The sequence below is a fragment of the Flavobacterium sp. T12S277 genome (assembly GCF_048514875.1).
Lineage (GTDB): Bacteria > Bacteroidota > Bacteroidia > Flavobacteriales > Flavobacteriaceae > Flavobacterium.
In genome coordinates, this window is record NZ_JBLYEG010000004.1 from 178,047 (window position 1) to 192,446 (window position 14,400).

Below are 14,400 nucleotides of genomic sequence, written 5' to 3' on the forward strand. Positions count from 1 at the left end.
GTTTAGAGTTTTGCAAAATTATGTAGTAAGGTTTCACCATAATGATGGCTTTTTTCTGGGTGAAATTGAATTCCATAGACATTTTCATGATGCGCTGCACAAGCAAATTCTCCACCATAATCTGAAGTTGCCAAAACATCATTCTTATTATTACACTCAAAATAATAAGAATGTAAAAAATAAAACAAAGCATCTTTTTCTAATCCATCAAATAATGGATTAGAAATTACTGGACTCACATCATTCCATCCCATATGTGGTAATCTCGTAACTTGCTTAATTTTTGTCTCATCAAATTTTCTAATCGAGGCATCAATCCATCCTAGTCCTTCCAATTTACCTTCATCACTCGAATTACCCATCATCTGCATTCCTACACAGATACCAATAACGGGTATTTTTTTCTCCTTAACTAATTCATCTAATTTTTCACGCATACCCGATTTTATAAGTTCAGACATAGCATGATCAAAATGTCCAACTCCAGGAAGAATAATTTTTTGAGCACCTTCTAAATCATTTGCTGTTTTAGCTATTTTAGTTGGCACATTTACCCTTTTGTAAACATTTACAAAAGCATTGATATTACCCACACCGTAATCAACAATTGTTATCATCTAAATAATCGCTTTTCAAGTCCTAGTTTTTGCATCATCTTTGCACCAAAACCTATTATTTTTATCTTGTTTTTATAATCATGAAAAGTTTTATTTTCTCCCTCGAAAATTTGTTGAAGCTCCTTTGTTGTTAAATCTAATTTATCAGCAACGTACTCAAACTCCTTTTGCAAAAACTCCTCACTCAATTCAGGTCTTGAAATTCTATCTAACGCTTCTTCTCTTGTCATTTGACCTGTAAGAATCAAGCTAGAAAAATGAGCTCTTCTCTTTTGAAACCCAAATTTACGTGGCAACCAATAATCTTCATAAAAACGAGTAAATCTGGATTCGTGATGCTTATGTTGAAAAGGTTCCCAGCCAAATTTCTCCATCAGTAATTTTTCGGCATCGGCCTTAATATAAGGAACTAAATTTAATGGTTTAAAAACTTTCATTCCCAATACATATCTATAATAAAGTTTATAGCTTAAGATATCCACTAGAGGAAAGGTTTTAAGTGGACGTTTGCCAAACTTAGAATGTATATCTTTTACAAGCATAGTATCGATACCTGGAAATCCACCCCATTCCTCAGGTTCTCTACAACATTCTGTAGAAAAGTTTCCACCAGTCAAAACATATTTTATTTTATTTTTTTTTGCGAACTTATACAATCCAGAAAAAAACGCATAATCCTGAGGTAAGTCCTGATCAGCGATCTGAGATTTAAGAAATGCTACTTGCAAATCTTTCATTTCTTCCCAATTAATAACATCGGTATATAAATCTAGTCCAAGACCATTACATAGTTTTTCAATATTACCTACTGCTTTATCTGTATTCCAACCAGCATCTACATGAAACAACAAAGGTCTCAAGCCCATAATTTCTTTTGCTACATATGCAACGTAAGAACTATCAAGTCCGCCACTCAAACCAATAATGCAATCAAAATCTTTTCCTTTTCCTTCTTTTTTAATTTTTCCTGCAACTTGCATCAATTCGGCAAACCCCTTATCGCCAGTGTGCCAATTAGGCAAAATAGTTTCTATATAATTTATATAATAGTCACTCTCTCCTTTTTCGTTAAAAACAATATTAGGATCGGTGGTATCCATTATTGTTTGAGAACAAATTTTATAATTCATATACTTATTTTATTTAAAACTGATTATAATTTATGGTTGTTATTTCTTTGTTGATAAAATAAAGAATTACTGTCTCTTATCTAAATAAACTTTTAATTAAGTACGCAAATCTACACAATCCTAATAATAATAGTGGAAAAAATAGAAGTGCGTAACCTGTATAAAAAATTGATACAGTTGGAATAAACAACAATAGAATTAAAAACAACATTGATTTTAAAGATATTACTGCTTTATTCTTTAGTTTTATTTTTGTAGTAAAAAAATAAAAAAAACTTATGAAAAACGTTAAAATATATCCAAAATTAAAAACTAGTGGAGTTGTATATCCATTAAAGGCACCTCCATCGTAATCATAGGCTTTATCTATTAGTTCTTGAGATTCTTTAACATCCCAATTAACAATCCCGAAAAAATTTAAAATTTGATAAATATCACGAAAAAATTGTTCCCCACCTAAACTTTTATCTGCTGTAAATCTTTCCAGTTGATATAGCCCATTTGAATAACTTTGAGAGGCATAATCAAACAAACTATAAATAATAGGATCTTTAATAATAGAATTTTGAGGAATACGATCCCCATAATAATCCATAGCTGAAAATCTAATATATGTTATGAATAAAAATAAAACAACTATACAAACGGATGAATATTTTATAAGTTTTGAGACTTTAACCTGAATGAAATTTGGAAGCGTTTTTTTAATTAAAAAGAAATAAATTATGAATATAAGCGTATAAGTAAATATTTGTGCTCTTGAATAAAATGCAAAACCCGATAAAAGTGATGAACTTGAAAATAAAAATGCATAAAAAGCTTCTTTTTTTTCTAAATTTCCGAGGTGATAATAAAATATTGGAATAGCTAGATAACCGGCATTCTGTGTTGTAAATGCATATCTAAAAATATTTGCAAAATAAGGTATTTGATCGTACAAATTTAGATAAGCTGACTCCGCTTTGAACGCAGCGATATCAGGTAAATAAATCAAAACCAAAATCAAAATTAACAAATTAAGAAATAAATTAAGAAATAAAACTTTATAAAGAATTTTTTTGAAATAAACAAAAAAACCAATATTTAGATTTTCAACTCTTAAAATATTTGCATAACTCCAAGGCTTAATTATTAGAAAAATATTAATACAAATAAAACATACATTAAAAATTGTTTTATAAGATTTGTACTCAAAATCCCTACCTACTAAAAATTGGGTAAAAAAAGTAACAAAAGTAAGCAAAATTAATATTGTATACGTTGTATTATCTTTTCTTACAAAAAGCATTAAAAATAAAAAAAGAAGAATAAAAAAAACAACCATATAAAATTAAAATTTTCTAGATATTACGATTCTGTTCATTTTTTACTAAAATCATGGCTTCGTTAAACGATGGATCCTCAAAAAGTTCCTCGATACAAAAATAATCCGATAATTTAAAAGTAAATGATGCAGCTGATTTATATTCAAACTCTAGAAAAGAACCATGACTAATAAATAAACGTGAATTAGGAAAACGAACGTCATCAACCCATTCTTCATCAGCAAAACTAAGCAAAATTTTAAGTTTTTCACGATTATAAACATGCCTAGGATGTTTTTTTACTATTAATTTTATATTAAATTTATTTTTAAAAAATTGAGCAAATTTAATTTCAGAATCAATAAATGGTGAAGAAGAAGCTAAAAAACAAGAAGCTCTTAAATTTTCAGAAGAAAATATAGAAGTCGTATTTCTCGCAAGTATACTATAACTATTCACTTTATAATAAACTTCAAAAGATTTCAAAAACTGTAGATCTCTTAACAGTAAATTATTAATTTCACCAAATTCTGATGGAAATTTAATTGAATTATCTATATAGCCATGTTGGACAATCACAAAATTGGAACATTCCAAATTAGAAATAATAAAAGCAAATCGTTGATAATGATCTTCCGTTACAACAGCAACTTCAGAATTATCTATTATATAGACAGAAAGTAGATATAATTTTAATAGATCCTTATAATTTAATAAAAAAACAAAAACACTATCTGAATTTAATATGATGTGTTTAGTGAATCCTATTATGAAAAAAAAATATTTAATTAATCGATTTTTTTTTACTAAAAAAATTAAATTAATATTACTCGCATTAATAAAATGATTTTGAGATAGATCAAGTTGACTAATCGCATCTCTTACTATATCCATGTGAGATTTAGATGTTATAATTAAGTCTTTTTGACCTTTAGGTAAAGTAATTAACCGGGTTAAATAAAAACCAAAAAATAAAATACCTATTACAAATTGCAATAAAACCGCAAAAAAACAAAGAGTATATATCAATGCAAAATAAAAAAAACCTGGCTTTAAAAAAATTGAAGAAAATTGAAGAACTTTAAAAGGAACAAATCCATTGGGTTTTGAAAGTTTATCAGCTATATGATTCTCTAATGCAATCTCATTTTTGAACGAATCATAAATTAATTTATATAATCCAAAATGATTTTTTTGATATCGACTCATTTTTTTTGGTTTATATTGGCTTTAATTTTTAGTACAAGTAATAGTATCGATTTTCTTTCAGCCCAAAAAATAAAAATCGAAAGAAGAACAACTAATAGTCCTTTAATAATTATCCCTAATAAAAAAGATTCAAGACGAAATACAAAATACAAGAACACATAAAAAGGAATAACTAAAAATAAGGGCATCAATAATGATTTCCAAGATGTTGAATGAAGTTTCACAAAATAGGTATTAATTAACCACGCCAGAACAGTCATAATAACATATGACAATACAAAAGAAATTGCAGCCCCTAATTCTCCGAATGACTTTATCAATAATATATTTAACAATACATTAGAGATACCGCTCATAAGAATTGTTATACTCATATATTGAGTTTTTTTAGTATATCCAAAATTTCTTATGTAAGCAAATGACAATTGTGAAAAAATATACCCAATTGTAAATATTGGAACTAAGTATAATGACTCTGAAAATTCTTTTTTCGCCAATAATAATCCGATTTCTTTACCAAAAGAAGCAACACCAAAAGCAACTAATATTGTCAATTTAAAAATTTTTATAAAATCCTTATCTAGCTGATTGTAGTTTTTAGAATTCATATACTCAAAATAATATGGATTCCAAGCTTGATGAGTTACACCAATGACTATATTCACGATACTACCAATAGTTAATGCTAAACTATAAAAACCTGCGTGACTTATATTTTGGGAACTGCCAATTGCAATTTTCCCAAACTGTTCAATTATTACACCACTAATTGCATAAGGAATTAAAGGGACAGAGTAGGTAAAAATATATTTTATATAAGAAACATCAAAAGACCATTTAAAAAAAGGTTTTATAAGACGGATCCAAAAAATTACAATGCACAGTCCTGCAAGAATTTGACCAAAAATTTGACCATAAAATTTATCTTTTTTAAATAAACAAATTAGTGCGACTGAAAATGCAAATCCTAAACACACTTTCAAAATAGAAGAAGTCGCAACTTCCTTACTTCTTCTTAAAGGACCATAAATCTGTTCAAAAGTTAATCCAATTATGTTTATGCCTGAAATTGGTATAATTAAATAAACCACTTCTTTATTAAGCCCTACCAACTTTCCGAATTCATCAGCAAATAAAAATAATACAAAAGCATTTATAGAAAAAAAAACTAACGATAAGGTTGACGAAGTACCAACGAATCTTTTAAAATCAAGTTCGTCTTTTTGATCAAAATAATATCTACTAACCGATCGATCCGCACTAAAAGCCATTAGACTTGCCATAATACTAACTAAGCCTAAAAAAATACTAACAACACCATAATCTTCAGTACTAAGCAATCTGGTGTAAATAGGGATTGAAATAAAAGCTAAAGCACCTGTAGCTAAACTAGAAATTAGATAATTCCCACCATGCTTTAAAAATCCTATAAAATTATTTGACATTATTTAAATTACTGTTAATTAAAATTTCAGTTATTGCATTTAAATTATTAATCTGAGATTGATTTAAATCCAACGGACAATCTTTACTATTTATAAAAAAAGATTTCAAAATATTTTTTGAGTTTTTTGGAATAATTTTAGAAATTCAAAATTTAGAAAATTCATTTATAAAGATTTTATACTTAAACTATAACAGGCACACGATCCTGCAATCATTTCAATATAATTTACCTTTATAAAATTTAGCACCATTTATAATTTGAATGCATTTGAAACTACTTCTTTATCATATAATGACCAGAGAATTTGATAATACTTAGAAAAAACAGTCCACATTTTTTTTAGGATTTTTATATATGCTTTTAGACAACTTCAGATATAACAGATAATAATGCCCGTCATAATGATATTCTAAACACATATTCTTCGGGAGACATGAACCTTGTATAAAGAAAAATAGCGAACAAAGAAGTTTGTTTACTTACAATACTACTCCTAAATGATTTTTAAAAGATTTGTTATCTGATGATATTACTATTATTAAATTAATGGGGTATATTCTACTTATGAAATATCTTTTGCCCCATTGCTTAAAAAAACACTTATATCTTTAAATAATTTAGCGTGCCCAGACTTGTTCAAATGATGGAAATCTGACATAATATCAAAATCTGTATAATTAACTAAACTTACATACTTATCATTAGTGTTTTCCTTTTTCAGAATATCATTATACGTAAATATACTTTTCTTAATATTATGCAGTTGTTTTTCATAATCATCTGAAGCTGGTAATATCCCAATCCAATAAGTATTTTGAAACAACGCATTAAATTTTCTAATATATTCTTGATAAATTTCAACAGGAGTATATTTAATCTTTCTATATCTCCTTAGAAAATTACTATTTTTCTTGACTAAACTTATTAAAATCTTACTTACGAATGGCAAACGAGAAATAATATGTTGTTCGGTCAAAGTCAGTGCACGTGGAGCACAATCAACAATTCCAGATTGTATAATAACAATATCTGGATTTAATGTTTCGTGATAATAAGTTGAATGATTATATAACTCTCTTATTGTTGCTCCTCCTCTACCTTGGTGAATTATATCATAGTCCGCAAATTTATTTCTTAATAAAGCAATATACGTTTCTTCATATAAAAGCAATTCGGGCGTACTTCTCGGAAATCCTAAAGAATCTGTAATAATTAAAACTTTAATCTTCTTTGCCATACAACATTTCCTTATAAATAGATCGTGAATTTTCAATATGCTCACTTAAAGTTATAAGATCACTCGTTTCATCATTAACATAAGTAGTGACTTGGCGATATAATCCAGGTTTAAATTGCAATTCTAAAGAATCATCAATTTTGTGATCTATAATTGAAATTACTCCCTTCTCTTGAACACTTAAACTCTCCATAGGTTTCAAATAAATTCTTCGCTTTTCTGTAAGCAATTCTACTGCCCACCTTCCTGCACTTTCCCAATTGGATAAATAACTAAACAAAACACCTTTTTCTGTGATTCCTGCTCCAGTAAAATTAGTTTTTGAATGCCACTTTAAAGTTCCAGCTTTAGAATAAGCATTCCATTGCGTTGGTTTACCAGCTAAAAAAAATGCAAGATCTACAACATGCGTCGAGTTTGCAAAAAACCAATTTTCTTTAACACCGGGAGCTTTAGTTAATGGCTCGATTTTATGTGCCCATTCCGTAAATTCAAAATGCATTGTCTGCAGTCCTCCATCTTCTTCTATCATCTTCTTAGCTTCTATAACCGAAGCATAAAATCGTCGGTTATAAGCAACATAAATATTTTCAGAAAATGCTTTTAGCTTATTCTCGTTTTCAATCAATTCCTCGATACTAATTGCTGCTGGCTTTTCTATTAGTACTTTGTATGCACCAGCTTTCAAAACTAAAAGAAGTGAAGGCATTAAAGCCTCAGTTCCTGTCGCTACTATAACATATGTGTTACTAGGTAAAGTTGTACTTTCTAAATATTTATCAAGTCCTCCAACAAATGGCTTTATTCCTGTTGAAGATTCAAATTTTACGGCTGATTCCAATCCTCTGCCAACTACCTGAAAAGAAATGTTTTGAGCTATTAATACTTTTGCATAATCTAATGCCATTGGGCCAGTTCCTACTAGTAAAATATTCTTTTTCATTATGTAATTGGTAAAACTTTAGTCTGCAATCCTGTAATTTTATTGTACTTTTCTAACATTGCTTTAATAAATAACTCATGGGTATGTCTGGCTTCTTCAAATGAAGGCAGTAAACAAGAATTATTAGCAAATAAATCTTCTAATATATTTGTTGTTGCTTCACTTATAAATAAAACATTAAATTCTCCACTTTCAAGTTTGAACAAGTTCTTTTTTGCTAATTCATAAACTTGTGAAACCCCACCTTCCTGAATAATAAAGCGTTGCTCATTGTTAAAGATTGTTGCAGTTATAGAACTTGGCTCACCTTTTGAAGAAGTTATGCTGAAAAAAGATCCATTTTCTAAGCGTCCGGTTAAAGTCCCTGTAAATTCCACAAAGCCTTTTCTTGAACTTTCTGACACATCATCATCAATTGATTCAACATTTACATCTTTAAGTCTTTTGCCTGAGAGATAAACAAATAAATCTAGAAAATGTAAACCGTTACAGCCTAAACCCCAATTCCCTCCATGAACACTATAAGTGTTCTTACTATCAAGCTGAATACTTTCCTTTAATTTCGCATAAGATTTAAACATTCTGCGTGGATGATTCACAAATGTAGTCACAGCATTTTTATTTAATAATTTACTGACTCTATCATAGGCATCCAGATCCTGAAAAAGAACTTTCTCGAGTATTAAAAAATTTACTTTATGTCTTTTTAATAATTCATCAATAATCATCTCCCTTACATTAGCACTAGTTGCTATAATAACAAGATCAAAATAATCTGGTAAATTTGCCCAAGATTGTGTGTAATTCACATTATGATTATGAATAATTTCTTTTTCTCGTTCTTCAGCTACTTTAAGTGAATCTGTTGATGTGTCTAATACATAAATTTCTAATTGTTGAGAATATTTAACTATTCCCTGCAAATGTCTGCTTCCTAATTGACCTGCTCCGATTATTAAACACTTTTTCATATTGCTGTCCATCCTCCGTCTACGATTAAATTTTGACCTGTAATATATTGTGCATCATCAGAAAGCAAAAAGGCTACTGTAGGCGCTATATCTTCCGGAGTGCCCAATCTTCGCATTGGAACTTTTTTACAATAATTATTTACAAAAACTTCATTCTGATTATCAAATATACCACCAGGAGAAACTGTATTTACGCGAACTTGCTGTGGTCCAAAATATGATGCTAAATATCGTGTAAAATTTACTAATGCTCCCTTTATAGCTGAATATGCTGCCGGCATCGTCATTGTTGTTCCTTCATAAACATTAAAATCTGCTCCCACAACACCATAAATTGAAGCCATATTTATTATGCTTCCGTTTTTTTGACTTGCCATTTCTAAAGCAACTTTTTGTGTTAAATAGAAATAACTATTTAACTGCCAATCAACATTCTTCTTCCAAGATTCAAGGGAAATATCTTCAAATTTGTTTCCCCAATCCTTTGTTCTTGGATAAGCGTTATTTATGAGTCCATCAATTTTCTTATATTTTTTAAAAACTATTTCTAATGCACGATCAACTGAAGAAGAATCTGTTATATCACAAAACACATTAGACAAATCTTCATTTGTTTCATGATTGATCTCAAAGTTAATGCAAAATGCTCCTTCAGAAAGTAATCGATCTACAATTGCTTTTCCTAAGAGACCGTTTCCTCCCGTAATAATAATTATTTTATTTTTTAATCTATTATTCATCTTTCAAGACTATTTTTAATATTTCAACTGATTCCTTAATACAGTTCATCGGTTCTATTTTATCTTTTAAACAATGCATAAAATAATCTAATTGAAAACTATATGTTTTTTTAATTTCAAAATCTGTAACTTCAAAAACTGTTTCATTATTGATATTTATAATTTTATTATTTATTAGATCTACTTCTAAAATGTCATTATCAAAAACGATTTCAATAGTTCTTTTAGGTTTTTTTCTATAATAATTTAATGTAATATTTGTTGTAAATGTATCATACTCTAATACATAATTAGCGTAATCAATTGCATCAATATTTAAACTTGAAACATTTCTTAAAGTTGAGCTGCTTTTATTAGGAAGCCCAAATAACCAACTAACATAATCGAGTTCGTGAAATAAATCTAAATGAACGCCTCCGCCCATTGATGCATTAGCACTATATATTTTTCTAAAATCTATATTAGGTCGCCAATCAGGTAAATACGATCCACAATAAACATTTACCTCATTGATTTTGAGATCTTCATGATCCAATTTGTTCTTTAAAAATTCAATACATGGATGAAATCTTAAATTACAAGCAACATAATTAATGATATTTCTATTTTCAATTAGGCTAATTAATGATGATACATTCTGCAATGTATGTACAGCCGGCTTTTCAACAAATAAAGGAATATTTAATTTTGCTAATTTTTCAATAAATTCAAAATGCAAATGAGTTGGATTTGAAATAATTGCAAAATCAAATAAAATGTCCAAACTTTCAAGATCATAAATATTTTCAATCCCTTGTTCTGTTTCAGAATTAGGATCTGATCTTAATGCATAAATATTCATATTTACATTTAGACTCTCCAAAGCTGCAATATGTTTTCTGGCTATTGATCCTAAACCTATAATCAGTATTTTCATAATTCGAAATCGAGTTTGTTATTTTGAAGTAGATATTCCATAAACAAAAAATCTACTGGATGATCTAAATCAAAACATACATGATCCATTTCATAAATTAGGGATTTTTCTGTAATTGCACTTTTTATTTCTGCATCAAAAAAAGACCTTCTATACCAATAAAATGATGCGTTTAACTCGTATACTTTTGGAGCAGATTGACGAGTCATTACACTTCCGTCAGGATTAGTTTTAACTAATGAATAGAACCCCTGAGCATTTTTTTCAACCATATTAAAATAGGGACTTCTTGCCGCTGGGTTAACAGAAAACACGTTTAATGCTTCAGGATTTTCAAGAATAATATTTAATGCTTTTTCAATATCCTCTAAAGTTCGCAGAGGTGAAGTCACGTCAAGATCTAAAATAAAATCATACTTATTATTTGCAATAGATTCTTCGTAAAGTAATAAATCTCTTATTGTATCTATTTTCCCCGCAGCATCTGTTGCCAGATAATCTGGTCTTGAATAATCAGTATTTAAGCCGAAAGACCTCGATTTTTCTTTTATTGCTTCATCATCAGTTGATAAAGCTACTTTCACGTCAAATTTTTCTTTTAATTTATTTGTTAAGTCAATTGAATATCCTATTAATGACTTACCATTAATATCTTTTATATTTTTACCAGGTATCCCTTTCGATCCTCCTCTAGCACAAATAGTTATTAATATTTTCATTTTAAAATTTTATATTATGAATGTCTATATGAGCTTTTTCAAAATCCTCATGTTTTCCAACATCTAACCAATAACCTGAAAATGGAAATGAAATAACTTTTAGATTTTTACTAATTAACTCTTCCATCAAATCTGTCGCATTAAAAAATGTTTCCTTTGGAATGAAGTCTAACATTTTCTTTTTAATCAAATATATTCCACCATTTGAATAGTAGGTATAAGTTGGTTTTTCTTTAAAGCTTTTCACCTCACCTTTATTTGTTTCTAAAACCGCATATGGAATATTAACTTGATATGGAATAGTTAAAACAGCCAAATCAGCATCTTGCTTTATAAATTCAAGAAAAAACTGTTCATAATCGATATTGGTTAGCAAATCCGAATTTGTAACGAGAATATAGTCATGCTCAAAATTTGCAATTTGTGATACTGCTCCAATAGTTCCTAAAGGTTCCTTTTCCCAAACATATTCAATTTTTACGTTTTTGTTTTCACCTTTTCCAAAATGTTGTTCTATCTGTTCCCCTAAATATTTTACAGAAACCCAAAAATCATCAATTCCGAACAAAGCTAATCGATCCAGATTATGCTCCATTATTGGCTTATCGCCAATTTTTAAAAGCGGCTTTGGAACCGTATCTGTTAACGGTTGCAGTCTTTGTCCTCGTCCCCCAGCCATAATAACGGCATCAATAGGTAAATAGGATCTAATTTTTCTAAAATTAATAACATTTACAACTTTGTGATTTTCATCAACAACCGGTACAATTCTAAAATCACCTTCGCGATATTCTATAATTTTTTTAAGATTATTTTCTCCTTTAACAATATATCGTGGGTTGTCTTGAATAATCTCATCAACATTACATTCTATTGTAAATCCTTTAAGCAAACCTCTTCTTACATCTCCATCTGTTAATGCTCCAATTAATTTATCTTCATTATCAACAACAAAAAGGATTGCATCTTGTGATAGTTCATTGAATTTAAGTAAAGCTTGTTTTATTTTACTTCCTGCTAGAATTAAGTGGTCTTTATAAATTCTCATGCGAATTGTTTAATTATTTTAATTATATTATCTGCCGCATCTAATTTAAAATAAATATTTTCGCCAGTGTAAACTTTAGATTCAATGGCTTTGCTAACAGAAGAAACGATCGCTTTTTCTTCAAATTCGCAATTTATAATATTTTTACTCTGTGCTCTTCCTTTTTGTCTATCTCCAACATTCACAACATATTTTCCAAATGAAGCAGCTTCCAAAATTCCGCTAGAAGTATTTCCTAACAAAATTGAAGCGTAATACATTGCTGAAAAGTAATTTGTTTTTCCAAAATTTTCAATTAGCAAAACTCTATCAGGAACTTCCAACTTTAACCTCTCAATAGCATCACGATAAATTGATCCTTGTGTGTCCGCATTTGGCATGGTGATTACAATAAACCTATCTTTTGAAATCTTCTTCAAAGATTTTTCCATCTCATCAGCATACTTAAAATTATCTTGTGAAGACATCGTTTCGGGATGAAAAGTAACTAGAATGAATTCTTCTTCTGGGATTCCAAATTTCTCGAAAAAAGTTTGTTTTTTTATTGGATTAAAAACTTTAACATCATTTAAGCTCAAGGATCCTGTCATGAAAACATTTTCTGAAGAATCTATAAGTTTACAAACTTTCTCGGTAAATATATTAGTAGCTGTAAAATGAAGAGTTGAAGCTAACGTTATTTGATGACGATATATATTATCTATCGCTCCTAATGTTGTCTCACCTCCATGCAGGTGAGCAAATTTAACTCCAAAAGGAATTCCTGCCTGAATAGCAGCACTCATTTCAAAACGGTCTCCTAAGCAAAAAACTAAATCATATTTATGAGTCTCCCAAAAATCTGCAAATTTTAGAACAGTTAAACCATAAGATGAAGCAATAGATTCTTCACTATCATTTGAAATCAAAGATGATATTGTACGAATGCAATTATATGTATCTCTCTCAATGTCTCTTAGCGTATAGCCATGACCTCTTGACAAATGGGTTCCAAAAGCAATAATTTCTAACTCAAAAAATGCATCTTTTTTAATTTTCTGAAGTAAAGGAAGATATATTCCATAATCAGCGCGCGAACTAGTTAATACCCCTATTTTCATTGAATATCAGAAAATAAAAGTTTATCCAATTCCTTCTTATCTTCCATTAATTTTTTTCCAATAACATTTTCCCATTCCATTGGAGAGATTCCATCTCCAGGTCTCAATGGAATAAGATCATCATCAGTTATAACATGCCCTTTTCGCAAATTCTTATTTAAATGAATACTTTTTCTTGCAATAGCAATGTTTTTTGTTTCACTCTCACTCGGAACTTTCTCTCCATCTCCACTTGTAGCCAGTTCAATGTTGCGAATTGCCTTCACCATTTCTTTTAATTCATCAGGTTCCAAAGAAGCAACATGGTCGGGTCCAGGTAACGTTTTATCTAAAGTAAAATGTTTTTCTATAATTTGTGCTCCTAAAGCTACAGCAGCAACAGGAACTTCAATACCAAGCGTATGATCTGAATATCCTATTTTGGTCTGAAATTTTTCTTTAATAGAGAGCATTGCTTTTAGATTAACATCTTTCATCGGAGTTGGATATTCTGTATTGCAGTGTAAAATAGAAATCATTTCTTTTGACAATCCAAATTTAACTAATACCTCCAAAGCATTTTCAATATCTTTTTCAGAACACATTCCCGTAGACATTATAACAGGTTTTTTACATAAAGACACGGCTTTTAGGTAAGGGTAATTCGTTATTTCTCCACTTGGAATTTTAAAAAATGAAAGACCTAAATCATTTAAATACTTAACTCCCTCAACATCAAATGCTGTCGAGAAAAAATTAATATTTCGTTCAGAGCAATAAGACATAAGTTCTAAATGATTCTCGTGACTCAACTCTAGATTTTTCAACATTGTGTATTGAGAATCGTCACCATCATTTATATTTACAGTTTGATAGCTCGCTTTTTTTGCAGATTTACTTACCAAACTATCTGCTTTAAAAGTTTGAAATTTAACATAATCAACTCCAGCATCTACAGCAGCATCAATTAATTTTTTTGCTATTTGAATATCACCATTATGATTTACTCCAGCTTCGGCTATAATAATTACTTTATTCAT

The 14,400-nt window shown here is 29.1% G+C and carries 14 protein-coding genes; all 14 read right to left on the minus strand.

Annotation, left to right across the window (positions count from 1 at the left end):
- Positions 1-2 precede the first annotated feature (2 nt).
- The 14 genes from hisH to neuB all read right to left on the minus strand — a co-directional run bounded on the left by hisH (position 3) and on the right by neuB (position 14,400).
- Complete coding sequence (hisH, locus tag ACN1CN_RS08500; protein ID WP_419135347.1) at positions 3-617, minus strand: imidazole glycerol phosphate synthase subunit HisH; 615 nt, start codon at positions 615-617, stop codon at positions 3-5.
- Complete coding sequence (locus ACN1CN_RS08505; protein WP_419135348.1) at positions 614-1,747, minus strand: N-acetyl sugar amidotransferase; 1,134 nt, start codon at positions 1,745-1,747, stop codon at positions 614-616. Before ACN1CN_RS08505 ends, hisH begins: the two co-directional genes overlap by 4 nt.
- A gap of 76 nt (positions 1,748-1,823) precedes the next feature.
- Positions 1,824-3,071 (minus strand): O-antigen polymerase, encoded by a 1,248-nt coding sequence (locus tag ACN1CN_RS08510; RefSeq protein ID WP_419135349.1) that lies wholly within the window; start codon positions 3,069-3,071, stop codon positions 1,824-1,826.
- Positions 3,072-3,087: 16 nt separating this feature from the next.
- The gene (locus ACN1CN_RS08515; RefSeq protein WP_419135350.1) at positions 3,088-4,260 is read right to left on the minus strand and encodes a hypothetical protein; all 1,173 of its coding nucleotides are present in this window, start codon (positions 4,258-4,260) and stop codon (positions 3,088-3,090) included.
- Positions 4,257-5,705, minus strand: coding sequence for a lipopolysaccharide biosynthesis protein (locus tag ACN1CN_RS08520; protein ID WP_419135351.1), 1,449 nt, complete (start codon positions 5,703-5,705; stop codon positions 4,257-4,259). Before ACN1CN_RS08520 ends, ACN1CN_RS08515 begins: the two co-directional genes overlap by 4 nt.
- Positions 5,706-6,269: 564 nt before the next feature.
- The gene (locus ACN1CN_RS08525; protein WP_419135352.1) at positions 6,270-6,944 is read right to left on the minus strand and encodes a hypothetical protein; all 675 of its coding nucleotides are present in this window, start codon (positions 6,942-6,944) and stop codon (positions 6,270-6,272) included.
- Entirely contained in the window at positions 6,928-7,887 is a 960-nt protein-coding gene (locus ACN1CN_RS08530) for a Gfo/Idh/MocA family oxidoreductase (protein WP_419135353.1), read from the minus strand. The genes ACN1CN_RS08525 and ACN1CN_RS08530 overlap by 17 nt, the downstream gene beginning before the upstream one ends.
- Entirely contained in the window at positions 7,887-8,870 is a 984-nt protein-coding gene (locus ACN1CN_RS08535) for a Gfo/Idh/MocA family oxidoreductase (protein ID WP_419135354.1), read from the minus strand. Before ACN1CN_RS08535 ends, ACN1CN_RS08530 begins: the two co-directional genes overlap by 1 nt.
- The gene (locus ACN1CN_RS08540) at positions 8,855-9,598 is read right to left on the minus strand and encodes an oxidoreductase (protein ID WP_419135355.1); all 744 of its coding nucleotides are present in this window, start codon (positions 9,596-9,598) and stop codon (positions 8,855-8,857) included. Before ACN1CN_RS08540 ends, ACN1CN_RS08535 begins: the two co-directional genes overlap by 16 nt.
- Positions 9,591-10,514, minus strand: a complete 924-nt coding sequence (locus tag ACN1CN_RS08545) for a Gfo/Idh/MocA family protein (protein ID WP_419135356.1) — start codon at positions 10,512-10,514, stop codon at positions 9,591-9,593. The genes ACN1CN_RS08540 and ACN1CN_RS08545 overlap by 8 nt, the downstream gene beginning before the upstream one ends.
- Positions 10,511-11,233, minus strand: coding sequence for a cytidylyltransferase domain-containing protein (locus ACN1CN_RS08550; RefSeq protein WP_419135357.1), 723 nt, complete (start codon positions 11,231-11,233; stop codon positions 10,511-10,513). The genes ACN1CN_RS08545 and ACN1CN_RS08550 overlap by 4 nt, the downstream gene beginning before the upstream one ends.
- Position 11,234: 1 nt before the next feature.
- The gene (locus ACN1CN_RS08555; protein WP_419135358.1) at positions 11,235-12,281 is read right to left on the minus strand and encodes a nucleotidyltransferase family protein; all 1,047 of its coding nucleotides are present in this window, start codon (positions 12,279-12,281) and stop codon (positions 11,235-11,237) included.
- Positions 12,278-13,381 (minus strand): UDP-N-acetylglucosamine 2-epimerase, encoded by a 1,104-nt coding sequence (gene neuC, locus ACN1CN_RS08560; RefSeq protein WP_419135359.1) that lies wholly within the window; start codon positions 13,379-13,381, stop codon positions 12,278-12,280. Before neuC ends, ACN1CN_RS08555 begins: the two co-directional genes overlap by 4 nt.
- Entirely contained in the window at positions 13,378-14,400 is a 1,023-nt protein-coding gene (gene neuB, locus ACN1CN_RS08565; RefSeq protein ID WP_419135360.1) for an N-acetylneuraminate synthase, read from the minus strand. The genes neuC and neuB overlap by 4 nt, the downstream gene beginning before the upstream one ends.

Coding starts and splice junctions, on each gene's coding strand:
- ACN1CN_RS08540 (WP_419135355.1), bottom strand. CDS start 9,598: ATGAATAATAGATTAAAAAATAAAATAATTATTATTACGGGAGGAAAC.
- ACN1CN_RS08535 (WP_419135354.1), bottom strand. CDS start 8,870: ATGGACAGCAATATGAAAAAGTGTTTAATAATCGGAGCAGGTCAATTA.
- ACN1CN_RS08525 (WP_419135352.1), bottom strand. CDS start 6,944: ATGGCAAAGAAGATTAAAGTTTTAATTATTACAGATTCTTTAGGATTT.
- ACN1CN_RS08545 (WP_419135356.1), bottom strand. CDS start 10,514: ATGAAAATACTGATTATAGGTTTAGGATCAATAGCCAGAAAACATATT.
- ACN1CN_RS08530 (WP_419135353.1), bottom strand. CDS start 7,887: ATGAAAAAGAATATTTTACTAGTAGGAACTGGCCCAATGGCATTAGAT.
- neuB (WP_419135360.1), bottom strand. CDS start 14,400: ATGAATAAAGTAATTATTATAGCCGAAGCTGGAGTAAATCATAATGGT.
- ACN1CN_RS08520 (WP_419135351.1), bottom strand. CDS start 5,705: ATGTCAAATAATTTTATAGGATTTTTAAAGCATGGTGGGAATTATCTA.
- ACN1CN_RS08550 (WP_419135357.1), bottom strand. CDS start 11,233: ATGAAAATATTAATAACTATTTGTGCTAGAGGAGGATCGAAAGGGATA.
- ACN1CN_RS08555 (WP_419135358.1), bottom strand. CDS start 12,281: ATGAGAATTTATAAAGACCACTTAATTCTAGCAGGAAGTAAAATAAAA.
- neuC (WP_419135359.1), bottom strand. CDS start 13,381: ATGAAAATAGGGGTATTAACTAGTTCGCGCGCTGATTATGGAATATAT.
- ACN1CN_RS08505 (WP_419135348.1), bottom strand. CDS start 1,747: ATGAATTATAAAATTTGTTCTCAAACAATAATGGATACCACCGATCCT.
- ACN1CN_RS08510 (WP_419135349.1), bottom strand. CDS start 3,071: ATGGTTGTTTTTTTTATTCTTCTTTTTTTATTTTTAATGCTTTTTGTA.
- ACN1CN_RS08515 (WP_419135350.1), bottom strand. CDS start 4,260: ATGAGTCGATATCAAAAAAATCATTTTGGATTATATAAATTAATTTAT.
- hisH (WP_419135347.1), bottom strand. CDS start 617: ATGATAACAATTGTTGATTACGGTGTGGGTAATATCAATGCTTTTGTA.